Source organism: Saccharomonospora sp. CUA-673, assembly GCF_001942305.1.
GTDB lineage: Bacteria > Actinomycetota > Actinomycetes > Mycobacteriales > Pseudonocardiaceae > Prauserella.
In genome coordinates this window covers 18348-43493 of the sequence record NZ_MKKE01000035.1, presented here as the reverse complement: position 1 = coordinate 43493, position 25146 = coordinate 18348, and the positions used below count along the sequence as shown (strand labels likewise).

The 25146-nt window shown below is 70.1% G+C and carries 15 protein-coding genes, 4 pseudogenes and 1 riboswitch; of the genes and pseudogenes, 15 read left to right on the top strand and 4 right to left on the bottom strand.

All coding sequences use genetic code 11. From position 1 onward, the window contains the following. The 14 genes and pseudogenes from BJF85_RS16900 to BJF85_RS16835 form a co-directional block, all read left to right on the top strand. Positions 1–1010: HNH endonuclease signature motif containing protein (locus BJF85_RS16900; protein ID WP_139320682.1), on the top strand; the 1010-nt coding region annotated here is incomplete at its 5' end. 55 nt (positions 1011–1065) lie between these two features. Further along, on the top strand, positions 1066–1986 hold the full coding sequence (locus BJF85_RS16895; protein ID WP_075848895.1) for a MoxR family ATPase: 921 nt from the start codon (positions 1066–1068) through the stop codon (positions 1984–1986). Between the two features lie 65 nt (positions 1987–2051). Next, a complete protein-coding gene (locus BJF85_RS16890; RefSeq protein WP_075848893.1) occupies positions 2052–3191 on the top strand; it encodes a VWA domain-containing protein in 1140 nt (379 codons plus the stop codon). Beyond that, positions 3184–4308 (top strand): XdhC family protein, encoded by a 1125-nt coding sequence (locus tag BJF85_RS16885; RefSeq protein ID WP_075848891.1) that lies wholly within the window; start codon positions 3184–3186, stop codon positions 4306–4308. Before BJF85_RS16890 ends, BJF85_RS16885 begins: the two co-directional genes overlap by 8 nt. A gap of 288 nt (positions 4309–4596) precedes the next feature. Further along, positions 4597–5142, top strand: coding sequence for a (2Fe-2S)-binding protein (locus tag BJF85_RS16880; protein ID WP_075848889.1), 546 nt, complete (start codon positions 4597–4599; stop codon positions 5140–5142). Beyond that, a pseudogene (locus BJF85_RS16875) lies at positions 5139–7594 on the top strand (xanthine dehydrogenase family protein molybdopterin-binding subunit). The gene BJF85_RS16880 and the pseudogene BJF85_RS16875 overlap by 4 nt, the downstream one beginning before the upstream one ends. Further along, positions 7591–8440: pseudogene (locus tag BJF85_RS16870) on the top strand (xanthine dehydrogenase family protein subunit M). The pseudogenes BJF85_RS16875 and BJF85_RS16870 overlap by 4 nt, the downstream one beginning before the upstream one ends. A 112-nt stretch (positions 8441–8552) precedes the next feature. Further along, positions 8553–9329, top strand: a complete 777-nt coding sequence (locus tag BJF85_RS16865) for an SRPBCC family protein (RefSeq protein WP_075848887.1) — start codon at positions 8553–8555, stop codon at positions 9327–9329. Positions 9330–9387: 58 nt separating this feature from the next. Further along, positions 9388–10463: pseudogene (locus tag BJF85_RS16860) on the top strand (NAD(P)-binding domain-containing protein). 273 nt (positions 10464–10736) lie between these two features. Next, positions 10737–10833, top strand: a riboswitch (glycine riboswitch). 49 nt (positions 10834–10882) lie between these two features. Continuing rightward, on the top strand, positions 10883–13747 hold the full coding sequence (gene gcvP, locus BJF85_RS16855; RefSeq protein ID WP_075848885.1) for an aminomethyl-transferring glycine dehydrogenase: 2865 nt from the start codon (positions 10883–10885) through the stop codon (positions 13745–13747). A 4-nt stretch (positions 13748–13751) separates the two neighbouring features. Next, entirely contained in the window at positions 13752–14831 is a 1080-nt protein-coding gene (gcvT, locus tag BJF85_RS16850) for a glycine cleavage system aminomethyltransferase GcvT (RefSeq protein WP_075848883.1), read from the top strand. 11 nt (positions 14832–14842) lie between these two features. After that, positions 14843–15217: a glycine cleavage system protein GcvH gene (gcvH, locus tag BJF85_RS16845; protein ID WP_075848881.1), complete on the top strand. Its 375-nt coding sequence runs from the start codon at positions 14843–14845 to the stop codon at positions 15215–15217. Positions 15218–15220: 3 nt separating this feature from the next. Continuing rightward, positions 15221–16492, top strand: a complete 1272-nt coding sequence (gene glyA / locus BJF85_RS16840) for a serine hydroxymethyltransferase (protein WP_075848879.1) — start codon at positions 15221–15223, stop codon at positions 16490–16492. Between the two features lie 101 nt (positions 16493–16593). Next, on the top strand, positions 16594–17835 hold the full coding sequence (locus tag BJF85_RS16835; RefSeq protein WP_139320681.1) for a hypothetical protein: 1242 nt from the start codon (positions 16594–16596) through the stop codon (positions 17833–17835). Between the two features lie 15 nt (positions 17836–17850). On the opposite strand, the gene BJF85_RS16830 is transcribed toward BJF85_RS16835, so the two are convergent. From BJF85_RS16830 to BJF85_RS16815, 4 genes are all read right to left on the bottom strand, one after another. Continuing rightward, the gene (locus BJF85_RS16830) at positions 17851–18072 is read right to left on the bottom strand and encodes a hypothetical protein (protein WP_075848875.1); all 222 of its coding nucleotides are present in this window, start codon (positions 18070–18072) and stop codon (positions 17851–17853) included. Between the two features lie 143 nt (positions 18073–18215). After that, the gene (locus tag BJF85_RS16825) at positions 18216–19466 is read right to left on the bottom strand and encodes a Bcr/CflA family multidrug efflux MFS transporter (RefSeq protein WP_187346930.1); all 1251 of its coding nucleotides are present in this window, start codon (positions 19464–19466) and stop codon (positions 18216–18218) included. Between the two features lie 210 nt (positions 19467–19676). Further along, on the bottom strand, positions 19677–20318 hold the full coding sequence (locus tag BJF85_RS16820) for a hypothetical protein (RefSeq protein ID WP_139320680.1): 642 nt from the start codon (positions 20316–20318) through the stop codon (positions 19677–19679). Positions 20319–20328: 10 nt separating this feature from the next. Continuing rightward, entirely contained in the window at positions 20329–20997 is a 669-nt protein-coding gene (locus tag BJF85_RS16815) for a hypothetical protein (protein ID WP_139320679.1), read from the bottom strand. 170 nt (positions 20998–21167) lie between these two features. On the opposite strand from BJF85_RS16815, the pseudogene hrpA reads away from it, so the two are divergent. Continuing rightward, a pseudogene (gene hrpA / locus BJF85_RS16810) lies at positions 21168–25078 on the top strand (ATP-dependent RNA helicase HrpA). Positions 25079–25146: the final 68 nt, after the last annotated feature.

Here is a 25146-nt window from a genome sequence, read left to right as displayed (position 1 = left end):
TGGAGGACGGGAAGGTTGAGTATTACGCCGCGTCCCGGGTCGTTGAGGTGACGGGTGTGCTGTCCGATGAGCACGCTCGCGAGGTCGACTCGTTGTTGGCCGACAAGCTTGCTTCGGCTGCCGAGACGATGTGGTTGCCGCACAATCTCGTGCGGGCGGTGCGGCGGCTCGTTGACAAGGTCGATCCTGCCGGTCGGGTCGAGCGGGCTCGGAAGGCTGACCAGGGCCGGAAGGTGACACTCGAGCACGGGGAGAATTGCCAGTCGCGGCTCGTAACCACGATGCGGTCCGAAGTCGCCGCTGCTTGCTATGCCCGAGTGGACTCGCTGGCTCGGCAGCGCAAGCGCGATGGGCACAAGCGCACCTATGACCAACTCCGCGCCGATGCGGTTGCCGACCTGCTGCTGGGCAACGACCCGGGCGCGAAGGCTCCCGAGGTTTCTGCGGTGGTCTACGTGCACATGCCGGTCGACACCGCGTTGTCGATCTCCGAGTCGGGCGCCGAGCTCGACGGGTACGGGCCCATCCCCGGTGCCATCGGACGCGAGATCGCCGCCAACCCCAAGTCGACCTGGCGCAAGGTGCTCTGCGACCCGGCGACTGGCGATCCGGTCGATCTGGGCCGGTCCCGCTACCGGCCCAGCGCCACACTCCGCGAGGCCATCCGGGTCCGAGACCGCGAATGTGTCGTCCCCTGGTGCCACCGACCGGCGCGGCACTGCGATACCGACCATGAGCAGGAATGGGCCCGCGACAACGGACCCACATCCCTGGCCAACCTCACCGCACGCTGCCGCCGACACCACCGCATGAAAAACACCCGCGGCTGGACCACCACCCACAACCCGAGCTGCGGCACCACCACCGTCACCACGCCACTCGGCACCATTCACACCGGCCGCCGCACACCGATCCTCATCCCGAACCCGCCGAAACCTCCACCACCCAGCCTGCAACCACCCAGCCGGCAACCCGGCCGACCACCCGACCCGGACGAACCGCCGTTCTGACTCCGGACCTGATCGGAGGGCCCAACTACGTCCCCACTGTGGTTATGGTGAGGGAGTGACGTCCGCATCCGACGGGCCCGGCACCGCCGCCGGAGCAGCCCACACCGCAGTCTCGTCGCCCGCCAAGCTGTCGGCACTGCTCGAGGACATCGGGTACCTCGCCGACGACGGAGTCGCCACCGCCGCGTTCCTCGCCCTGCGCATGGGCAAGCCGCTGTTCTGCGAAGGCGAACCGGGCACGGGCAAGACGTCACTGGCCATGGCGCTCGCCGACAGTCTCGAACTGCCCCTGGTCCGCCTGCAGTGCCACGAAGGCATCGACGCCGCCCAAGCCCTGTACGAATGGGACTTCCCCCGGCAACTGCTGCACCTGCGCGCCCTCGAAGCCGCCGAAGGCGGCCGGCTGAACGTCGACGACGCCGAACAGTCCCTGTACACCGAACGGTTCCTCCTCGCGCGCCCCCTACTGACCGCGCTGCGCTCGTCGCCCTGCGTCCTCCTGATCGACGAGATCGACCGCGCCGACGACGAATTCGAGGCGTTCCTGCTGCAACTCCTCGACGAGAACACCGTCACCATCCCCGAATACGGCGAGGTGCGCGCCGAACAACCACCCCTCGTCGTCCTCACCTCCAACCGCACCCGCGAAGTACACGACGCACTCAAACGCCGCTGCCTGTACCACTGGCTCGAACACCCCGACCTTGCCCGCGAGATCGCGATCCTCCGCGCCCGCGTCCCCGGCATCGGCCAACGCCTCGCCGAACAGATCGCCGAAGCCCTCCGCCGCCTCCGCGCCATGGAACTGCTCAAACCCCCGGGCGTCGCCGAAGCCCTCGACTGGGCCAACGCCCTCCGCGCCCTCGGTCGCGACGAACTCGACGCCGAAACGGCCGCCACCACCCTCGGCGCCGTCCTGAAATTCAGCGAGGACACCGACCGCGTCCGCGCCCGCCTCGACACGGTCCTCGGCTGAACACCCGACCGACCCACCCCGATCGGCACTCCCGCGTCGCCGCCGAAACGGGGCATGATGGACACATGCCTGACACCGAGGGCAACGTCGTCACCGCCGCCGACACCACCGACCCGCTGCCGGGGCTCGTCGGGTTCACCACCGCGCTCCGCGAAGCCGGCCTGCCGTGCGACCGCCACCGCGTGGCCACCTACCTCGACGCCGTCGAACGCATCGACGTCGGCGACGCCACCCAGCTGTACTGGGCTGGACGCCTCACCCTGTGCGCCGACCCCGACGACCTGCCACGCTACGACGCGGCCTTCGCCGAATGGTTCGGCGACGCCGGCCCCCGCGCCGACGGCATGCCCGTCCGCCGCGAACAACGCGCCCGCATCGCGCCGCTGACCTCCGACGGCGAGGGCGACGGCGACACGCAGGCCGGCGAACAACTCAGCGTCGCCGCCAGCGACGTCGAACTGCTCCGCGACCGCGACCTCGGCGAACTCACCGAGTCCGAACGCCGTCACCTGCGCGAGCTGTTCCACACACTGCGCCCCGTGTTCCCCCGGCGACGCTCCTCGCGCCTGCGCCCCGCCCACCGCGGCACGCTCGAACCGCGCCGCACCCTCCGCGGCATGATCGCCGCCGGCGGCGAACCTGCCCGCCTCGCCTACGCGCGCAAACGCACCCGCCCACGCCGCGTCGTCCTGCTCATCGACGTGTCCGGATCCATGAAGCCCTACGCCGACTCCCTGCTGCGCTTCGCCCACGTCGTCGTCCGCACCGCACCGGCCGACGCCGAGGCGTTCACCCTCGGCACCCGCCTCACCCGCGTGTCCCGCGCCCTGCGGCAACGCGACCCCGAACGCGCCATGCTCGCCGCAGGCGACGCCGTCGCCGACTTTGCCGGAGGCACCCGCCTCGGCGAGACCATGCGCGTGTTCCTCGACCGGTGGGGCCAACGCGGACTCGCCAGACGCGCCGTCGTCGTGGTGTTCTCCGACGGATGGGAACGCGGCGACACGGCGTTGCTCGCAGAACAGATGGCCCGGCTGCGCCGACTCGCACACACCGTGCTGTGGGTGAACCCCCACGCCGGCCGCGCCGGCTACGAACCGGTGCAATCCGGGATCGCCGCCGCGCTACCGCACGTGGACCGACTGCTCGCCGGCCACAGCCTGGCCACACTGCAACGACTGCTACGGGAGGTCCGAGATGCATGACGTACTGGACGAGGTCTTCCGGCGGTGGGAAGCGGGCGAGACCGTCGGCGTCGGCACCGTCGTCGCCACGTTCTCGTCCGCGCCGCGCGCACCCGGCGCCGCCATGCTGGTCGGCGCCGACGGCGAAGCGGTCGGCAGCGTGTCCGGCGGCTGCGTCGAAGGAGCCGTGTACGAACTCGCCGGCCAGGTCGTCTCCGACGGCGTGCCCGTGCTGCAACGCTACGGCGTCAGCGACGACGACGCCTTCGCCGTCGGCCTGACCTGCGGCGGCATCATCGACATCTTCGTCGAGCGGATCAACCGCGACACCATGCCCGACCTGCCCGAACTCGTCGCCTCCGTGCGCGAGGGCAGACCCGTCGCGCTCGTCACGATCGTCGAGCACCCCGACGAGAGCATGCTCGGCAACCGGATGCTCGTCTGGCCCGAGGCGGTGCGCGGCGGACTCGGCTCCGACCGTGTCGACGACGCCGTCGTCGACGACGCCCGCGGCATGCTCGCCGGCGGCCGCACCGGAACGCTGCACTACGGACCCGACGGCCAACGCCGCGGCGAAGGCATGGCGGTGTTCGTCAACACCTTCGAGCCGCCGCCCCGCATGCTCGTGTTCGGCGCCATCGACTTCGCCGCCGCCATGGCCCGCATGGGCAGCTACCTCGGCTACGAGGTCACCGTGTGCGACGCGCGCCCCGTGTTCGCCACGAGGACCCGCTTCCCCGAGGCGGACGACGTCGTCGTCGACTGGCCGCACCGGTACCTCAAGGCCGAGGCCGACGCCGGCCGCATCGACGGACGCACCGTCGTCGCGGTGCTCACCCACGACCCGAAGTTCGACGTCCCGGTTCTGGAGGTCGCGCTACGGCTCGACGTCGGCTACGTCGGCGCCATGGGGTCGCGGCGCACCCACGACGACCGCCTCGCCCGGTTGCGCGAGGCCGGGCTGACCGACGCCGAGCTCAAGCACCTCGCCTCGCCGGTCGGCCTGGACCTCGGTGCCCGCACCCCGGAGGAGACGGCGGTGTCCATCGCCGCGGAGATCATCGCGCTCAAATGGGGCGGCGGCGGACGACGGCTGACCGACGTCGACGGGCGCATCCACGCCGACCACGAACGCTGACCGGACGCTCCCGCTCGGGCCGGTGGCGCGAACGGTCCGTTCGCGCCACCGGCCACAGCAGCCCCCACGCAACCGATCGGGGGAATCGGTCCGCAACAGCGGAACCGAACCCCGCTGCAACGCCGCGAATGCGGAACCGTGAAAAAGCCTCGCCAAGATCGGGGTTGTCGCGGAGGCCCGCACGTAGCAGGCTCGACTGTGAGGCCGATCACCGCGGACGGCGATCGGCTCCGGCCGTTCCACGCGGCCCGTCCAGAACCGACGGACCGAGCCACCACAGGAGGCCCCATGCGCATCACCGTCACTGTCGACGGGACCGACTACACGGACGAGGTCGAACCCCGAACTCTGCTCGTACAGCATTTGCGAGAGACGCTCGGCAAGACCGGAACCGTGGTCGGTTGCGACACGAGTAACTGCGGCGCCTGCACCGTCCATCTCGACGGTCAGAGCGTGAAGTCCTGTTCGGTGCTGGCCGTCCAGGCGGACGGCTGTGAGGTCACCACCGTGGAAGGGCTCGCCCGGGACGGGCAGCTCCATCCCGTACAGCAGGCCTTCCAGGACAACCACGCACTGCAGTGCGGGTTCTGCACCCCCGGCATGATCATGCAGTCGATCGATCTGCTGGCCGACAACCCGAATCCCGACGAGGAGGCCGTGCGCGAGGGCCTCGAAGGCAACCTCTGCCGGTGCACCGGCTACCAGAACATCGTGCGCGCGGTCCGCGACGCGGCGGGCCACATGCGACCCGGCGCCGGCCCCGAGGCCGAACAGGTCGGCGAACAGGTCGCCGAGGGCCGGCGCACCGCGAGCGGCGTCGGAGGTGAGTCATGACCGCCATCCCGGACATCAACGGGGCCGCCCCCGAGGTCGGCCGCGCCCGGGTCCGCAAGGAGGACCACCGGCTGATCACCGGCCGGACCCGCTGGACCGACAACATCGCTCTGCCCGGCCTGATGCACATGGCGTTCCTGCGTAGCCCCACGGCGCACGCGCGGATCGTCGGCATCGACACCTCGGCGGCGAAGGAGATGCCCGGGGTCATCGCCGTGTTCACCGGTGACGACCTCGACCCCTCCGGCGAGATCGGCATGCCCAACGCCTGGCCGATCACGCCCGACCAGAAGACCCCGCGCAGGCCGATGCTCGCGCAGGGCACGGTCAACTTCGCCGGCGAGGCCGTGGCCCTCGTGGTCGCGCGCAGCGCCGCCGAGGCCGAGGACGCCCTCGCCGAGATCGACGTCGACTACGACGACCTGCCCGTGGTGCTCGGACTCGACAACGCCGTCGCCGAGGGCGCCCCGTTGGTGCACGAGGACCTCGGCACCAACACGAGCGCCCTGTGGGTGTTCGACTCCGCCGAGGCCGGCTCCGGCGGCGACGTGCAGAAGGCGATCGACGACTCCGAGGTCGTCGTGACGCGGCGGTTCCGTCAGCAGCGCCTGGTACCGGCTTTCATGGAACCGCGCTCGGTGGTCGTCGACCCGACGGCGCCGCAGCTGACCATGTGGTCGGCCACCCAGGTGCCGCACATCCTCAAGACGATGGTCGCGATGACGCTCGGCCTGCCCGAACACCAGGTGCGCGTGATCGCCCCCGACGTCGGCGGCGGCTTCGGCGGCAAACTCGCCGTCACCCCCGAGGAATGCGCCGCGGTCGTCGTGGCGCAGAAGCTCGGCCGTCCGGTCAAGTGGACCGAGTCGCGCTCCGAGACGATGGTGTCGGCCCACCACGGCCGCGACCAGATGCAGGACATCACGATCTCGGCCACCCGCGACGGCACCGTCACCGGCCTCAAGGTCGACCTGCTCGCCGACATGGGTGCCTACCTGGGCATCGTGGGTGGCGGCGTGCCCGTGCTGGGCGCGTTCATGTTCAACGCGATCTACAAGATCCCGGCGTACCGCTTCTCGTGCACGACGGTGTTCACCAACACCACACTCACCGACGCCTACCGCGGCGCGGGCCGGCCCGAGGCGACGTTCGCGATCGAGCGGATCATGGACGAACTCGCGGTCGAACTCGGCATGGACCCGATGGAGCTGCGCGAGAAGAACTGGATCAAGCACGACGAGTTCCCCTACACGACCGTCTCGACGCTGACCTACGACTCGGGCAACTACGAGGCCGCCACCGCGAAGGCCATGCAGTTGTTCGACTACGACGGCTGCGCCGGGAACAGCGTGAACGTCGGGAACGCGGCGACAAGGTCCAGCTCGGCATCGGCATCTCGACGTTCACCGAGATGTGCGGGCTCGCACCGTCGCGGGTGCTCGGCTCGCTCGACTACGGAGCGGGCGGCTGGGAGCACGCGGCCATCCGCATGCTGCCGACCGGCAAGGTCGAGGTGGTCACGGGCGCCTCGCCGCACGGGCAGGGCCACGAGACGGCGTGGAGCCAGATCGTCGCCGACCAGCTCGGCGTGGGCTTCGACGACATCGAGATCCTGCACGGCGACACGCAGTCCTCGCACAAGGGCCTCGACACGTACGGTTCGCGGTCGCTGGCCGTCGGCGGCATCGCCGTGGTGAAGGCCGCCGAGAAGGTCGTCGCCAAGGCACGCAAGGTCGCCGCGCACATGATGGAGGCCTCCGAGGACGACCTGGAGTTCGCCGACGGCACGTTCACCGTGCGCGGCACCAACACCTCGACGTCCATCCAGGACATCGCGTTGGCGGTGTTCGCGGCGCACGACCTGCCGGACGGGGTGGAGCCCACCCTGGACTCGGAGGCCGTGTTCGACCCGGAGAACTTCTCGTTCCCGCACGGCACGCATCTGTGTGCGGCCGAGGTCGACACCGAGACCGGGCGCGTGCGGTTGCGGTCGTACGTGTGCGTCGACGACATCGGCAAGGTGATCAACCCGCTGATCGTCGAGGGCCAGATGCACGGCGGTCTGGCACAGGGCATCGCGCAGGCGTTGTTCGAGGAGGCCGTGTACGACGAGTTCGGCACGCTCACCTCGGGCACCTTCGCCGACTACCTGCTGCCGTCGGCGATGGACCTTCCCTCGTTCACCACCGACCGCACCGAGACGGCCGCGACGTCCAACCCGCTCGGGGTGAAGGGCGTCGGCGAGGCGGGCACGATCGCCTCGACCCCGGCCGTGGTCAACGCGGTGGTCGACGCCGTGCGGCACCACGGCGTCAACGACATCGAGATGCCGCTCAGTCCGATGCGTGTCTGGCGTGCCGTCCACATGGGCGACACGGCGGCGGGCGGCCTGGGCAACGAGGCCGGCGGCGGCCTCGGTTCGATCGACCCGGCACATGGAGGTGCGCAGTGATCCCCGCTCCGTTCGACTACGTAGCACCGTCCACTGTGGATGAAGCGGTGCGGGCGCTCGCCGACGCGGGCGAGGACGCCAAGGTGCTCGCGGGCGGGCAGAGCCTGCTGCCCGTGCTGCGCATGCGGCTCGCCGCGCCGACCACCGTCGTGGACCTCGGCAAGATCGGCGAGCTGCGCGGTGTGCGCGACGACGGCGACGCCTCGTGATCGGTGCGATGACCACGCACTACGACGTGCAACGCGATCCGCTCGTCAACGACCACGCGCTGCTGCTGGCGAAGGCGACCGACACGGTCGCCGACGCCAGATCCGGCATCGCGGGACGTTCGGCGGATCGCTGGCGCATGCCGACCCGGCGGGTGACCTGCTCGCCCCGGCCCTCGCGCTGAACGCCGAGATGGTCATCCAGGGCACCGGTGGTCGGCGCACGGTGTCGTCGCCGGAGTTCTTCCAGGACTTCTTCACGACCTCACTCGCCGCCGACGAGATCCTCGTCGAGGTCCGGGTGCCCAAGCACACGGGATGGTCGGCGCACTACGAGAAGTTCAACCGGGTCGCCCAGGCATGGTCGATGGTGGCCGTGGCGGCGACCGTGCGCGCCGATGGCGGCACGATCGCCGAGGCGAGGATCGGGCTGACGAACATGGCCTCGATCCCCATGCGGGCGACGGCGGTGGAGGAGGCGCTCGTGGGACGGTCGGCCGACGCGGACACCATCCGCGCCGCGGCCGAACACGCCGCGGACGGCACCAGTCCCACGGTCGACGGCAACGCCGACGTCGAGTACCGCCAGCACCTGGCCCGGGTCCTCACGGGACGCGCGGTCGAGGCGGCCATGGCATGACTCGGCCGGCCCGGACCTGACAGCCGAACACAAGACGGACCGGGGGAGGGCATCGTGGGAACGCGGTGCCCTCCCCGCCAGTCGTAGCACGATCGAGGAAGGAGGTCGGCCCGTGCGGTTGGACCACGAATTCACCGTTCCGGCACCCATTGACGAGGTGTGGAAGGCGATCATCGACCCGGAACGGGTGGCGCCCTGTATGCCCGGTGCGACCCTCACCGCCGTCGAGGGTGACACGTTCAAGGGGACGGTGAAGGTCAAGCTGGGGCCGGTCTCGTTGCTCTACAAGGGCAACGGCGAGTTCCTCGAGAAGAACGAGTCCTCGAGGGAGATCACGATCAAGGCCGCCGGCAAGGACTCGCGCGGCGCGGGAACTGCGGCGGCCAACGTCACCGTGACCCTCACCGCAGACGGGGACACGACGAAGGGTGCCGTCGCCACGGACCTGAACGTCACGGGCAAGCCCGCCCAGTTCGGACGCGGCATGATCTCCGAGGTCGGCGGCAAGATCCTCGACAGTTTCGCCGAGAACCTGTCGGCGGAGTTGGCCGGCGACCCGGCCGGCTCGGCGGCAGCGGCGGGAACGCCGGGTGCGTCGCCGGGAAAAGACACGACGCCGGGGACGGCTGACGGCGCGGGGGTCGCGACCGGCGCCGCCGCGGCAGCACCGCCGCCCCGGCCGGAGGGCACCCAGGCCGGCGGGGCGGACAAGCCCAAGCTGGAATCCGTGCAGCCCGGCGGCGCACGCGGTGAGGCCGAGGCGATCGACCTGTTCGACTACGCGGGTGCGTCGGTGGCGAAACGCCTCGCGCCCGTGATCGCCGGCGTGGTCGCCCTCGTCGGCGTGATCGCGATCGTCCGCATGCTGCGCGGGAAGAAGGGCTCCTGACGCACCAGCCGGTCGCCTGCGCCGGAATGGGCCGCCTCGCCGCGTGGTTGTACCGAACATGCGGGCTGATCACGCGGTGGAGGTGGCCGTCATCGGCGCCGGACAGGCCGGGCTGTCGGCCGCGTACTTCCTGCGCCGCGCGGGCTTGGACCGAGGGTCCGGATTCGTGGTGCTCGATCACGCGAAACGAGCGGGCGGTGCTTGGCAGTACCGGTGGCCGTCCCTGCGGTTCGACAAGGTCCACGGCCTGCACGAACTGCCGGGTCTGGCCCTCGGTACGCCGGACCCACGTCTCCCGCGTCCGAGGTCGTCACCGAGTACTTCGACCGCTACGAGCGCACGTTCGACCTCCCGGTACGCAGGCCGGTCGACGTCAGCGCCGTGCGGTACGCCGACGACGAGCGCGGCGCATTCGTCGTCGAGACGCCGGCCGAGACGTGGCTGGCGAAGGGCATCGTCAACGCCACCGGCACGTGGGACCGCCCTTTCTGGCCGCACTACCCGGGCCAGGGCGATTTCCGGGGCAGGCAGTTGCACACCGCGGACTTCTCGGGAGCCGACGAGTTCCGAGGCAAACACGTCGTCGTGGTCGGCGGTGGCAGCTCGGCGGTGCAGCAGTTGCTCGAGATCGCACCGGTCGCCGCGGGCACGACGTGGGTGACGCGGACGCCGCCGGTGTTCCGGGACACCGAGTTCACCCCCGAGTACGGCCGTGAGGTGGTCGCGCAGGTGGACGCGCGCGTGCGGGAGGGCAAACCGCCGCGCAGCGTGGTCAGCGTGACCGGTCTGATGCTCACGCCGCAGGTCAGGGCCGCGCGGGAGGTGGGCATCCTCGACCGCAGGCCGATGTTCGAGCGCATCACCCCGCGCGGTGTCGTCTGGCCGGACGGGACGGAGCAGGCCGCCGACGTCATCCTGTGGGCCACCGGCTTTCGCGCCGCGCTGGACCATCTCGCTCCGCTGGGACTGCGGGAGCCGGGCGGCGGGGTGCGCATGGACGGCACGCACGTGGTCGTCGAGCCGCGGGTTCACCTCGTCGGCTACGGGCCGTCGGCCAGCACCATCGGCGCGAGCCGCGCCGGGCGCTCCGCGGTGCGTGCGCTGCTCGCCGAACTCGGCCACCCACGGCCCTGACCGCCGAACGCCCACGTGACGGACTGACGGCGGCCGGGTCGGCGACCACTCACCGTAACCGGGTGTGGTCCACCGGGTCGACATCGTCGCGGTGTACGTCACTGCGACGGCGCGGAGGGTGGACGCCGTGCGCCGCGACCAGTACGTTAACCGTCTGATAACCGAATATCGAGGCTGCTCGAGCCGTGAGCGGGAGAGACCTCGCGCGTTGGTAGCGCGAGGCACCGAAGGAGCAAAGACCCCACAATCTCTCAGGTACCGTTACCGCCATGGTGAGGCCACTCTGGAAAGTGGGCTCGATGAGCCTCACCCAAGGTGAAAGCCGTGTACGCACGGTGAAACTCTCAGGTGTCATGACAGAGGGGGAGTTCCCAGCGTGGCGGGTATCCCCGTCATGCGCTTGAAAGGAGCTCCTTTCGATGACCGTTCCGGCACATACTCCGACGTCATCGCCGTCGTCGTCGTTCATGCCCCGGCACATCGGCCCCGCCGAGCCGGAGCAGGCGAAGATGTTGGCCGAGTGCGGTTACGGCAGCCTCGACGCGCTCGCCGCCGCCGCCGTTCCGTCAGCCATCCGCACCACGGGTGAACTGGACCTGCCCGAGCCCGCCTCCGAGCAGGAGGCGATCAGCGAACTGCGTGCGCTCGCGGCCAAGAACCGGCCGATGACCCAGATGATCGGTCTCGGCTACCACGACACAGTCACCCCCGCCGTCATCCGCCGGAACGTGTTGGAGAAGCCGGCCTGGTACACGGCCTACACGCCCTACCAGCCGGAGATCTCGCAGGGCAGGCTCGAGGCGCTGCTCAACTTCCAGACCATGGTGTCCGACCTGACTGGCCTGGCCACCGCCAATGCCTCGATGCTCGACGAGCCCACGGCCGTCGCAGAGGCGATGATGCTGATGCGCCGCGCGTCGAAGGCGAAGAGTTCCACGATCGTCGTCGACGCCGACTGCCTGCCGCAGACGATCAGCGTGCTCCGCACGCGGGCCGAGGTCGTGGGCATCGAGGTCGACGTCCGCGATCTGACGCAGGGCCTGCCGGAGGAGTTCTTCGGCGTCGTCGTGCAGTACCCCGGCGCGTCCGGTGTGCTGCGCGCGCCCGAGTTCTACGCGGGCATCGGCGAGGCGGCCACGGCCGCGAAGGCGTTGTACTGCGTCGCGGGCGACCTGCTCGCGCTGACCAAGGTGCAGGCGCCGGGCGAGTTCGGCGCCGACCTGGCCGCGGGCAGCAGCCAGCGCTTCGGCGTGCCCATGGGCTACGGCGGGCCGCACGCCGGCTACCTCGCCGTCCGCGAGGGCCTGGAACGGTCGCTGCCGGGCCGGCTCGTCGGCGTCTCGATCGACTCCGCGGGCGCACCGGCGTACCGGCTCGCGTTGCAGACCCGCGAACAGCACATCCGCCGCGAGAAGGCCACCAGCAACATCTGCACCGCGCAGGTGCTGCTGGCCGTCATGGCCTCGATGTACGCGGTGTACCACGGGCCGGACGGGCTGCGCCGGATCGCCGACCGCGTCCACGGCCACGCCACGACGATCGCCGACGCCCTCCGCGCGGGCGGCGTCGAGGTGGTGCACGAGCACTTCTTCGACACCGTGCTCGCCCGCGTGCCGGGCCGGGCCGGGACCGTCGTCGAGGCGGCCCGCGAGGCCGGCATCAACCTGGGCGCCGACGGCGCCGACCACGTGCGCATCGCCTGCGACGAGGCGACCTCGCCGCAGGTGGTCGACGCCGTCCTGAGTGCGTTCGGCGTGGCGAACCCGGGTGCGGAGGCGACCATCGCCATTCCCGCCGGGCTCGAGCGGGCGACCGACTACCTGACCCACGAGGTCTTCCACAGCCACCGTTCCGAGACGGCAATGCTGCGGTACCTGCGGGGACTGTCCGATCTGGACTACGCGCTCGACCGGGGCATGATCCCGCTCGGTTCGTGCACGATGAAGCTCAACGCCACCACCGAGATGGAGGCGGTCACCTGGCCGGAGTTCGCGAACATCCACCCGTTCGCGCCCGCCGAGGATGCCGCCGGGTACCGCGAGCTCACCGATCAGCTCAGCACGTGGCTGGCGGAGGTCACCGGGTACCACTCGGTGTCGTTGCAGCCCAACGCCGGCAGCCAGGGTGAGCTCGCCGGACTGCTGGCCATCCGCGCCTACCACCGCGCGAACGGCCAGCCCGAGCGCGACGTGTGCGTGATCCCGTCGTCGGCGCACGGCACCAACGCCGCGTCGGCCGTGCTGGCCGGGATGCGCGTGGTCGTGGTGGCCTGCACCGACGACGGCGACGTCGACCTGGCGGACCTGCGCGCCAAGGTGGACCAGCACCGCGACACCCTCGCCGCGATCATGGTGACCTACCCGTCGACGCACGGCGTGTACGAGACGGGCATCTCCGAGCTCGCCGAGATCGTGCACGAGGCCGGCGGACAGGTCTATGTGGACGGTGCGAACCTCAACGCGCTGCTGGGCCTGGCCAAGCCGGGCGAGTTCGGCGGCGACGTCTCGCACCTGAATCTGCACAAGACGTTCTGCATCCCGCACGGCGGCGGCGGTCCCGGCGTGGGCCCGGTGGCGGTGCGCGAGCACCTCGCCCCGTACCTGCCCAACCATCCGCAGTTCCCCGGCGCCGGACCGGAGACGGGTGTCGGCCCGATCTCCGGTGCGCCGTACGGCTCGGCGTCGATCCTGCCGATCTCGTGGGCCTACGTCCGGATGATGGGCTCGACCGGCCTGACCAGCGCCACGCAGGTGGCCGTGCTGGCCGCCAACTACGTCGCCGCGCGGCTGAGCCCGCACTACCCGGTGCTCTACACCGGACAGAACGGCCTGGTGGCGCACGAGTGCATCATCGACCTGCGCCAGCTGACCAAGCAGACCGGCGTGACGGTCGACGACGTCGCGAAGCGGCTGATCGACTACGGCTTCCACGCGCCGACCATGTCGTTCCCCGTGGCGGGCACGTTCATGGTCGAGCCGACCGAGAGCGAGGATCTGTCCGAACTGGACAGGTTCTGCGACGCCATGATCTCGATCCGGCGGGAGATCGCCGAGGTCGCCGCCGGCACGTGGGAGGTGGAGCGCAGCCCGCTGCGGGGTGCGCCGCACACCGCAGAGCAGCTCGCGGGCGAATGGGACCTGCCCTACGACCGCGCGCTGGCCGTCTACCCCGGCAACACGCGCGCCAAGGGCAAGTACTTCTCGCCGGTGCGCCGCATCGAGGGCGCCTACGGAGACCGCAACCTCGTGTGCTCCTGCCCGCCCGTCACCGACTTCGAAAGCTGAGGCAATGAAGACTCCGCTGCATGACGTACACAGCGGCCTGGGCGCCTCGTTCACCGACTTCGCCGGCTGGGACATGCCGGTGCGGTACTCGAGTGATCTGGCCGAGCACCGCGCGGTGCGTGAGGCGGCCGGACTGTTCGACCTCTCGCACATGGGCGAGATCGAACTGACCGGCCCGCAGGCCGCCGACGCGTTGGACTACGCGTTGAGCGGCAAGCTGTCGGCCGTCGCGGTCGGCCGCGCCCGGTACACCATGATGTGCAACGAACAGGGCGGGGTCGTCGACGATCTGGTCGTCTACCGCCTCGCCGACGAGCACTACCTGGTGGTCGCCAACGCGGGCAACGCCCCGGAGGTGTCGACCGAGCTCGTCCGCCGTGCCGAGGGTTTCGACACGGTCGTGACCGACCGCTCCACCGACACCGCGCTGATCGCGGTGCAGGGCCCGACCTCGGCCGCGATCGTCGGCGCCGTCAGCGACGCCGACCTGGCGGCGTTGAAGTACTACGCGAGCGTGCCGACGACCGTCGGTGGGCACGACGTGCTGCTGGCCCGCACCGGCTACACCGGTGAGGACGGCTTCGAGCTGTTCGTCGGCGCCGCCGATGCCGTCGACGTGTGGGACGTTCTCACCGAGGCGGGACAGGCACACGGGCTCGTGCCGTGTGGTCTGGCCTGCCGGGACACGCTGCGCCTCGAGGCGGGCATGCCGCTCTACGGCAACGAGCTGTCCGCCGAGGGCTCACCCTTCGCGGCGAACCTCGGACGGGTGGTCCGGTTCGACAAGGAGGGTGACTTCGTCGGCCGTGCGGTGCTCGAGAACCAGCCCGAACCCGACAAGGTCCTGGTCGGACTGACCGGTGCGGGCAAGCGCGCCCCGCGGCACGGCTACCGTGTCCTGCAGGGCGACGACGAGGTCGGGGAGATCACCAGCGGTGCGCTGTCGCCGACGCTCGGCCATCCGATCGCCATGGCGTACGTGTCCGCCGCGTGCTCCGAACCCGGAACCTCGCTGTCCGCCGACATCCGCGGTCGCCTCGAACCCGTCGAGGTGGTCGCCCTGCCGTTCTACCAGCGTCGCTGAAAGGCCCCGAGATGACGATTCCCCAAGACCTGCGCTACACCAAGGAACACGAGTGGATCTCCGTCGACGGTGACGTCGCCACCGTGGGCATCACCGCCTTTGCGGCCGACGCCCTCGGCGACGTCGTCTTCGTCGAACTGCCGGAGGTCGGTTCGGAGGTGAGCGCGGGCACGCCGTGCGGAGAGATCGAGTCGACCAAGTCGGTCTCCGAGCTCTACGCACCGGTCGACGGCGAGGTCACGGAGGTCAATCAGGCCGTCGTGGACACCCCGGAGTCCGTGAACTCCGATCCGTATGAACAAGGGTGGCTGTTCAAGGTCCGCGTTGCGAGCGTGCCGGAACTGTTGGACGCCGCCGCGTATACCGCGCTCACCCAGGAGGGCTGACCATTGAGTTCGTTCGAAGCCGATCTGTCCACTGTAGACCCTGACGTGGCGGCTGCCGTCAAGGCGGAACTGGACCGTCAGCAGTCGACGCTGGAGATGATCGCCTCCGAGAACTTCGCGCCCGTGTCGGTGCTCGAGGCGCAGGGTTCGGTGCTGACGAACAAGTACGCCGAGGGCTATCCCGGCAAGCGCTACTACGGCGGCTGCGAGCACGTCGATGTCATCGAGACGCTGGCCATCGAGCGGGCGAAGGCGCTGTTCGGCGCCGAGCACGCCAACGTCCAGCCCCACTCGGGTGCGCAGGCGAACGCCGCGGCGATGGTGTCGCTGCTCAACCCGGGTGACACGATCCTCGGGCTCGACCTCGCGCACGGTGGTCACCTGACGCACGGCATGAAGCTCAACTTCTCCGGCAAGCTCTACAACGTGGCCGCGTACCACGTCGACAAGGAGACCGGCCGGGTCGACATGGCCGAGGTCGAGCGCCTCGCCAACGAGCACAAGCCGCAGCTGATCATCGCCGGCTGGTCGGCCTACCCGCGTCAGCTGGACTTCGCCGAGTTCCGGCGCATCGCCGACTCGGTGGGCGCGAAGCTGATGGTGGACATGGCCCACTTCGCGGGTCTGGTGGCCGCGGGTCTGCACCCGAACCCGGTGGAGTACGCCGACGTCGTGACGACCACGACGCACAAGACGCTCGGCGGTCCGCGCGGCGGCATCATCCTGTCCAAGGCCGAGTACGCCAAGAAGATCAACTCGGCGGTGTTCCCCGGCCAGCAGGGCGGTCCGCTCGAGCACGTCATCGCCGGCAAGGCGGTGGCGCTGAAGATCGCGGCGAGCGAGGAGTTCGCCGAGCGTCAGCGTCGCGTGCTCGAGGGCGCGAACATCCTCGCCAGGCGGCTGTCGGAGTCCGACGCCGCGGACGCGGGCGTGCGGGTGCTCAGCGGTGGCACCGATGTGCACCTCGTGTTGGTCGACCTGGTCAACTCGACGCTCGACGGGCAGCAGGCCGAGGACCGCCTGCACGAGATCGGCATCACCGTGAACCGCAACGCGGTGCCGTTCGACCCGCGGCCGCCGATGGTCACCTCCGGTCTGCGCGTGGGCACCCCCGCGCTGGCCACGCGCGGTTTCGCGGCCGAGGACTTCACCGAGGTCGCCGACATCATCGCGCGTGCGCTGCAGCCCACGATCGACGACACGGTGCAGAGCGAACTGCGCGGCCGGGTCGAGCTGCTGGCCAAGAAGCACCCCCTGTACCCCGGCCTGACCTGACCGGAACACAGCCGCGAAACGGCCCGTCCGCACCTTCCGTGTGGGCGGCGTTTCGCGTGAGATGTGAGATGCTGCCGCCGGTCGTGGGAGGGGGAGTCGTCATGCGGTCGCCACGGTTGGCGGGGTTGGCATCGACGGTGGTCGGAGCGGTGCTCCTGGCCGGGTGTACGACGACGGTCGCTGGCGACGCGGAGGTCGGCACCGAGGCGGGGGATGTGTCTGCCTTGCCGGACGGAATGGTGCTCCTGCAGGAGGACGGCGACGGTCCCTACAGGTTCGGCGGAACCGTGGCGTTCGACGCTTGTCAGCTCCTGTCGGTCGAGGATGCGGCCGATGCGGGTTTCGAGCTGCAGCTCGGCGTCGATCCCAGTGGACAGCTGATCAACTGGCATCAGATCGCCGATGGTGAGCACGATCCGGATCAGGGTGGTGGGGATACCGGGTTGACGAGTTGCACCATCCCCGGCGTCGGCGGCGGTCTGCTGGGGTTGACCGTGTATCAGGCTCCGTTCGACAACCCGTCCCGGCGCGAGGTCACCGAGCGCGTGTTCAGCCGGGATTTCACCTCCAACAGCACGGACAGTGAATTCGAGTCCGAGCAACGGGTCGCGGGGATACGTGTGGTCACCATGACGGGTGCTGTCAGCGACTGGTCGGTGGGGTTCTTCGCGGACGACTTCTACGCCACTCTGATGGTGAACGCCGGTGAGTCCGACGACTCGGAGGCCGTGCGTGACGCTCTCGTCGACTCGGTGGCCACCGCGCTCGCGGAGGGTCCGACCCCACCTGTCGCGTATTCCTACGTCGACCCCTACTCGTGGGTGCCGTCGCCGTGTGAGTTGTTCACCGCCGACGATTATCGGCAGGCGTGGGGACATCCCGATATCGGACGGGTCGAGGAACGTCTCAGCCTGTCCGAGGTGCTGCTCTCGCACGAGAAGGGGGAGGCCCATCACGTGCGCACCTCGTGCCAGCGGCAGAACGAGCAGGCGGCGAACATGGACGTGCCCAGTTCGGACGCGGAGCCGGACGGGTTGACGATGGAGCTCTCGCACTACCGCGAGGAATCGGGCGCCGAGATGTCGAACAATTACGATTGCGACGGGGACAAGAAGTACAGCCATCCGTTCGGCCCGCCGGTTCCGGTCGACATGGCGCTCGGTGACGGCCATGTCTGCCTGATCCAGTACGGCGACCAGGCACCCGGGTTCACCTTCAAGGTCGGTCGTACGGTCGTCGAGATCACGTCCTGGAACCTCGACATCTACGACAACGGCACACGCATGGACGAGGTCCTACTGCCTCCCGCGCAGAACGTGGCCACGCGGCTCGCCGGGCTGTGACGACGAGATACGTGGTCAGACGAGGTCTCCTGCCTGGTTCGACTCCGGTTGGGCGATCTGGACGACGGCGTCGCGCAGCGCCGCCCGGAACCTGCCGACGTCGAGCGGGCCGAGCACGGCCGTCTCCCCGGGCGGGGACACGACGACGACGTGTTCGTCGCTGGTGAAGACGGTGAGCTTGCGCCTACGTCCCGCCAGGTCACGACAGGGGACCACCCATTCGTTGTTCTCCGACACGTCGACCGCCTTCCTCCGATGCCATTGGGCTCAGCGGGGGTGGGACGTCGCCGTGGCCACGCCATGACGCGACTGACGCACGGATTGTCACGAAAATTCTCGCCGCCGGTGACAGCGGAGGTCAGTGCGGTGAGACCTGCCGGTCAGCGTCGCGGATCAGCGGTGGGGCGAACGAGGACGAGGAAGCTCGCCAGGCCGATCCCGAGGAACACCGCCATGATCGCCGCCATCGGCACGGCCGATTCCTCACCGAACAGCCCCACCAGCGGCGACGAGGCGCCGGCGACCACGAACTGCAGCACGCCGAGCAGCGCGGATGCCGAACCGGCCTTGTCGGGGTGATCGGTCATCGCCAGCGCGGTGGCGTTCGGCATGATCAGGCCGCACGCGCCCAGCACGAGGTAGAGCGCGGGCAGGATGGCGGCCAGGCCGAGCCCGGCCGCGGCGGCCACGGTCGCCATGATCGTGCCCGCGAGCGCCACCTGCAGACCCGTCCGCAGCAGGCTGCGCTGCGAGAAGCGCCCGACCAGCCGCGCGTTGACCTGGGTCATCAGCACGAGCCCGACGGCCCCGCCGCCGAACACGTAGCTGTAGGCCTGTGGGTCGAGTCCGTAAATGTCCTGCAGGACGAAGCTGGACGCGGAGATGTAGGCGAACATGCCCGCGAAGCCGAAGCCGACCGTGAGCGCGCATCCGAGGAACACCCGGTGCCGGAGCAGGCTCGCGTAGGTGCGCAGGGCGCTGCCGAACCGGGCCGGACGACGCTGCTCGGGGGCGAGCGTCTCGGGCAGTGCCAGCGCGGCGACGAGCAACAGCAGGCCGCCGAACGCGGCGAGCACGGAGAAGATGCCGCGCCACGAGGTGATGGCGAGCAGTTGGCCGCCGATGATCGGTGCCAGGATCGGGGCCACACCCGCGACCAGCATGAGCGCGGAGAAGAACCGGGCCATCGCGATGCCGGAGAACAGGTCGCGGACCGTCGCCCTGGCGATCACGATGCCCGCTGCGGCGCCCATCGCCTGCAGCGCCCGGGCGGCGATGAGCACCTCGATCGTCGGCGCGAGGGCACACAACACACTCGCGGCGATGTACACCGCGACGCCCACCAGCAGCGGAGTGCGCCGACCGAGGGCGTCCGACAGCGGCCCGGCGACGAGCTGTCCGGCGCCGAGGCCGACGACGAACGCCGCGAGGGTCAACTGGACCATCGCGTTGGGCGCGGCCAGATCACCGGCCATCGCCGGCAGACCCGGCAGGTACATGTCGATCGACAGGGGGCCGAAAGCGGTGAGACCACCGAGGATGAGGGCGAACCGCAGTCGTCCGCGCCGGTTGAGCCGTGTTCCGGCGTCGACGGTGTCGACGCCGGCGGGCGGGGTGGCTACTGCGGTCACAAGTCCTCCGATTCGGTGGCCGGCGTCGTGGGCCGGTGGGCTGGTCGGTCGGGTGTCGGCGTGGATCTCGCCGAGGCGCTGGGCGCGGGGGAGTGCGGATGGCTCCCTCGACGTACAAGTACCTAGCAATGCTTAATATTCCCGAGCCCACTCCCGCGTGTGCTCAACCGCACCCGAGGGCCCCTCGGGAGCTTGTGGCTCCGGAGCGGGTCAGAACCAGGCGGTGCGGATGGTGGTGTCGCGGAGGGGGTTGTCCGGGGCGGGGTCGGTGCCGTGCCGGTTGCCGATGGTCCACACGGGGGCGGACGTGTCGGGCATGCCGAAGAGGTGGTCGTCCTTGCCGCAGGTGTACGTCGGCTGCTCGGCGGGGTCGTCCGGGTCGGGGGTGCGGGCGAGCACGCAGCGCCTGCCGTCGGCGAGTTCGAGGAGCCAGGGCCGCTGGACGAGCTCGTGCAGCGGGCGCGGGCCGCGGTCCTCGACCATGTGGATGCGCACCGCGTCGGTGCTGTCCGGATCACGCAGGCACAGGGCCGTGTCCGCGCGGACGTAGCAGGGGTCGTAGAGCAGGTAGCCCTCGGTGGTCATGCAGCGGCGGGCGGCCGGGTCGGACAGGTCGACACCGGAGGCGGAGCATGTCGCCTCCGCGTCCTCGATCACGGTGAGCCCGGGTGCGGGTTCGCCGTTCGGGGCGAAGGGCTGGACGTCGACCCGGTCGGTGGCCGTCACCGGCGCATGATCCGCCCCGGCGCCGGGCCTCGATTCGGAGCCGGCCCCACTGCACCCGGACAGGACCAGGGCGAGCAACGTCGTCACCAGGACGGCGCCGCGGGAGATCGTGGGCATCACTGTCACAACCGGTCCTTCACAACCAGGCGGTGCGGATCTGCACCTCGTCGAGTTCGTGGCCGGGTTCGATCCTGGTGTCGGCCTCGCCGTGCCGGTTGGCCATGGTCCACACGGGGGATCGGGTGTCCGGCGCGCCGTAGAGGTAGTCGTTCTGGCCGCACGCGTAGGTCGGGATCTCGGCGGGGTCGACGCCCTCGTCGGGGCTCAGGAACAGCACGCACTGCCGGCCGTCGCCGAGTTCGAGGAACCACGGTTTGGGTTCCTTCTCCTCCGCGGGGCGGGGGCCGTCGTCCTGGACGACGTCGAAGGCGACCGCCTGACTCCTCGTCGGGTCGGCGAGGCAGAGCGCCCGGTCGGTGCCCTCGTCGGGGCGGACGTAGCACGGGTCGTGCACGATCTTCGACGTGTGCGGATCGCCGGTCGGCACGGGGGCGCAGCGCCGGGCGTGGTCGCTGTCGACGCTGACCCAGGACTGCCAGCAGGTGGCCTCGCCCTCGTCGACGACGTCGAGTCCGGCGGCGGGGTCGCCGTCGCGGGCGAACGGATACACGGGGATCACCCGCGTCGCGTGCACGGGCTCGGCGTCGTCCGGGGTGTCCCCACCGGCCGCGTCGGGGCCCGAGCAGCCGGCGAGCACGGCGCACGCGACCAGGGCCACCGCAAGTCCCGGGAGGAACGTCCGCACTTCCCGCTGTCCTTCCGTGTGCGCTCCATGTCCGCGGCGGCAGCCGGTGCTGCGGACCGCCTGCTGCCATGCGCAGCCTAGAGGGCGGGTGCGCTCGGGCCGAGGGGGCCCGCCGCGAGCCGATAATCACTCGGGGCGGGCGCGTGCGGCCCGGTAAGCTGGCCGACGGTATGTCTGCACGTTCCCCCCTCGATGAGCTGCGCCCGCGCCTGTCCGGTCTGACCGTGCGGGACGCGCATCGCGTGCGTCGCCGGATCGACGGCGCCCGCAAGGCCCGCGGCGCGACGCCGGCCAAGACCGAGAAGATCGCGGCGGAGATCTCCGCCGACATCGACGCGGCCGAGGAGCGGGTGCGCAGGCGCCGCGCCGCTGTGCCGCGGATCACCTACCCCGAGCAGCTGCCGGTCAGCGCGCGGGCCGAGGACATCGCCGAGGCGATCCGCGACAACCAGGTCGTGATCGTCGCCGGTGAGACGGGGTCGGGCAAGACGACGCAGCTGCCGAAGATCTGCCTCGACCTCGGACTGGGCGTGCAGGGGCAGATCGGGCACACCCAGCCGCGGCGGATCGCGGCGCGCACGGTCGCCGAACGCGTGTCGTCGGAGGTGGGCGCCGAGCTCGGCGGCGCCATCGGCTACAAGGTGCGCTTCACCGACACCTCGAGCGACGAGACGCTGGTGAAGGTGATGACGGACGGCATCCTGCTGGCCGAGATCACTCGAGACCGCATGCTGCGCCAGTACGAGGTGCTGATCATCGACGAGGCGCACGAACGCAGCCTCAACATCGACTTCCTGCTCGGCTACCTCAAGCAGTTGCTGCCGAAGCGGCCCGACCTGAAGGTGATCATCACCTCGGCCACGATCGACCCGGACCGGTTCGCCCGGCATTTCGCCGGCGCCGACGGCACGCCCGCGCCGGTGCTCGAGGTGTCGGGGCGTACCTATCCGGTCGAGGTGCGCTACCGGCCCGTGGTCGACCCGGACGATCCCGACGCGACCCGGACCGCGACCAGCCACAGGCCGTCGTCGACGCCGTGCGCGAGTTGATCGCCGAGGGGCCGGGCGACGTGCTGGTGTTCGCGTCGGGGGAGCGGGAGATCCGCGAGGCCAGCGAGGCGCTGACCGCGCTCGACCTGCCGAACACCGAGGTGCTGCCGTTGTACGCGCGGCTGTCGGCGGCCGAGCAGCACCGCGTGTTCCAACGGCACACCGGACGGCGCATCGTCATCGCGACCAACGTCGCCGAGACGTCGCTGACGGTGCCGGGCATCAAGTACGTCGTCGACCCGGGCACGGCGCGCATCTCGCGGTACAGCCATCGCACCAAGGTGCAGCGGTTGCCGATCGAACCCGTGTCGCAGGCCTCGGCGAACCAGCGCAAGGGCCGCTGCGGCAGGACGTCCGACGGCATCTGCATCCGGCTGTACTCCGAGGACGATTTCGACGCGCGCCCCGAGTTCACCGACCCGGAGATCCTGCGCACGAACCTGGCGTCGGTGATCCTGCAGATGACATCGCTGGGGCTCGGCGACATCGCCGCGTTCCCGTTCGTCGAACCTCCCGACCGCAGGCAGGTCACCGCGGGTGTGCAGCTGTTGCAGGAACTCGGGGCGCTCGACGCTCATGCGGGGAAGTTGACCGACGTCGGCAAGCAGCTGGCCCAATTCCCCGTCGATCCGCGGCTCGGGCGGATGATCCTCGAGGGTGCGCGCAACGGCTGTGTCCGCGAGGTCATGGTCATCGCAGCGGGCCTGTCCATTCAGGACCCGCGGGAACGTCCGGCCGAGCACAAGGAGGCGGCCGGTCAGCAGCACGCGCGGTTCCGCGACAAGGACTCGGACTTCCTGGCGTACCTGAACCTGTGGAACTACCTGCGTGACAAACAGAAGGAACTGTCGGGCAACCAGTTCCGGCGGATGTGCCGCTCCGAGTACCTCAACTACCTGCGGGTGCGCGAGTGGCAGGACGTACACAGCCAGCTGCGTCAACTGCTGAAACCGCTGAACATCACGCCGAACGACGTGCCGGCCGATCCGCAGCGGATCCACATGTCGCTGCTGGCCGGGCTGCTGTCGCACGTGGGCCTGAAGGATCCGGAGAAGGGCGACTACCTGGGGGCCCGCGGTACGCGGTTCGCGGTGTTCCCGGGGTCGGGGCTGTTCAAGAAGCAGCCGCGGTGGATCGCCTCGGCCGAGCTCGTCGAGACCTCGCGTCTGTGGGCGCGGGTCAACGCGCGGGTGGAACCGGAGTGGATCGAGCCGATCGCCCAGCACCTGGTGAAACGCACCTATTCGGAGCCGCACTGGGAGCGCAAGCAGGGCGCGGTGATGGCGAACGAGCGGGTGACGCTCTACGGCATCCCGCTCGTCGCGGGCAGGAAGGTCAACTACGGGCGGATCGACCCGGAGGTTTCGCGGGAGCTGTTCATCCGCCACGCGCTCGTCGAGGGTGACTGGGAGACGCGGCACAAGTTCTTCGCCGCCAACCGCAGTCTGCTCGACGAGGTCGAGGATCTGGAGAACCGGGCTCGCCGCCGCGACATCCTCGTCGACGACGAGACGTTGTTCGCCTTCTACGACGAGCGGGTCCCGGCGGATGTGGTGTCGGCGCGGCATTTCGACGCGTGGTGGAAGAAGGCGAGCCGCACCGATCCGGATCTGCTGAACTTCGAGAAGGCGATGCTGATCAACGCCGGCTCGGACGAGATCAGCGCCGCCGACTACCCGGACACGTGGACGCAGGGGCAGCTGCGGTTCCGGTTGACCTACCAGTTCGAACCCGGATCCGATGCCGACGGCGTGACCGTCCACATTCCACTCCCGGTGCTCAACCAGGTCACCGCCGACGGGTTCGACTGGCAGGTGCCCGGTCTGCGCGAGGAGCTGGTGACTGCGCTGATCAAGTCGTTGCCGAAGTCGCTGCGCCGCAACTTCGTGCCCGCGCCGGACACGGCCAAGGAGGTCCTGTCGCGGGTGGACCCGGCCGACGGCGGGCTGCTCGACGTGCTCGGGCGGGAGTTGGAGCGGCTGCGCGGTGTGGCGGTGCCGTTCGACGCGTGGCAGCCGGACGCGGTTGCCGACCATCTGCGGATGACGTTCCGGGTCGTCGACGAGAAGGGGCGCACGGCCGCGGAGGGCCGGGATCTCGAGGCGCTGCGGGAGAAACTGGGCGACAAGGTGCGCAAGTCGATCTCGGCCGCGGCCGACGACCTCGAGCGCACCGGGTTGACGACCCCGGCGTTCGGGGAGCTGCCCGAGGTGTTCGAGGCCACGCGGCGCGGTCACGTGGTGAAGGCGTACCCGGCGCTGGTCGACGAGGGCGAGTCGGTCGCGGTGCGGATGGTGGACACGCCGGAGCAGCAGGCCGCGGCGATGTGGGCCGGGACGCGGAAACTGGTGCGGCTCAACCTGCCGTCGCCGATGAAGTACATCAACCGCAGCCTGTCGAACACGGCGAAACTGGTGCTGGCGCGGAATCCGCACGGCGGCGTGCCGGGTCTGCTCGAGGACTGTGTGGACTGTGCGGTCGACAAGTTGATCGCCGAGACCGGTGGCCCGGTCCGTGAGGAGGCCGCGTTCGGCGACCTGGTGAAGGCGGTGGGGCAGCGGCTGAATCCGACGGTGCTGTCGGTGCTGCGGGAGGTCGAGGCGATCCTCACGGCGTTCCACGAGGTCGAGGCGGTGTTGTCCGATATGGACGGACCGGCGATCGCGGGCGGACTGGCCGACGTCCGGGCACACCTGGACGAGCTCGTGCACGACGGATTCGTGACCGAGACGGGCTACGACCGACTGCCCGATCTGGTGCGATACGTGCGCGGGGTCGGCCGCAGGCTGGAGAAACTGCCGAGCGACCCGGCGCGCGACGCCGAACGGCGCGGCGACATCGCGTGGCTGCAGGACGAGTATCGCGCGGTGCTCGCCGAGGTCCCGGCGGGCGCGAACCCGAGCCGCGAGCTCGCCGAGATCCGCTGGATGATCGAGGAGCTGAGGATCAGCTTCTTCGCCCAGACCCTCGGCACGGCCTACCCGGTCTCGCTGAAACGCGTCGTCAAAGCCCTCGACAACGCCCCGCTGTAACGTTTTTCGCTGTTCGAGAACTCGAAGACCGAGAGTCTCATGTGTACTGCCGAGGACGTTCCCCGTGC

Coding starts and splice junctions, on each gene's coding strand:
- gcvH (WP_075848881.1), top strand. CDS start 14,843: ATGACGATTCCCCAAGACCTGCGCTACACCAAGGAACACGAGTGGATC.
- BJF85_RS16885 (WP_075848891.1), top strand. CDS start 3,184: ATGCATGACGTACTGGACGAGGTCTTCCGGCGGTGGGAAGCGGGCGAG.
- BJF85_RS16835 (WP_139320681.1), top strand. CDS start 16,594: ATGCGGTCGCCACGGTTGGCGGGGTTGGCATCGACGGTGGTCGGAGCG.
- gcvP (WP_075848885.1), top strand. CDS start 10,883: ATGACCGTTCCGGCACATACTCCGACGTCATCGCCGTCGTCGTCGTTC.
- BJF85_RS16890 (WP_075848893.1), top strand. CDS start 2,052: ATGCCTGACACCGAGGGCAACGTCGTCACCGCCGCCGACACCACCGAC.
- gcvT (WP_075848883.1), top strand. CDS start 13,752: ATGAAGACTCCGCTGCATGACGTACACAGCGGCCTGGGCGCCTCGTTC.
- BJF85_RS16880 (WP_075848889.1), top strand. CDS start 4,597: ATGCGCATCACCGTCACTGTCGACGGGACCGACTACACGGACGAGGTC.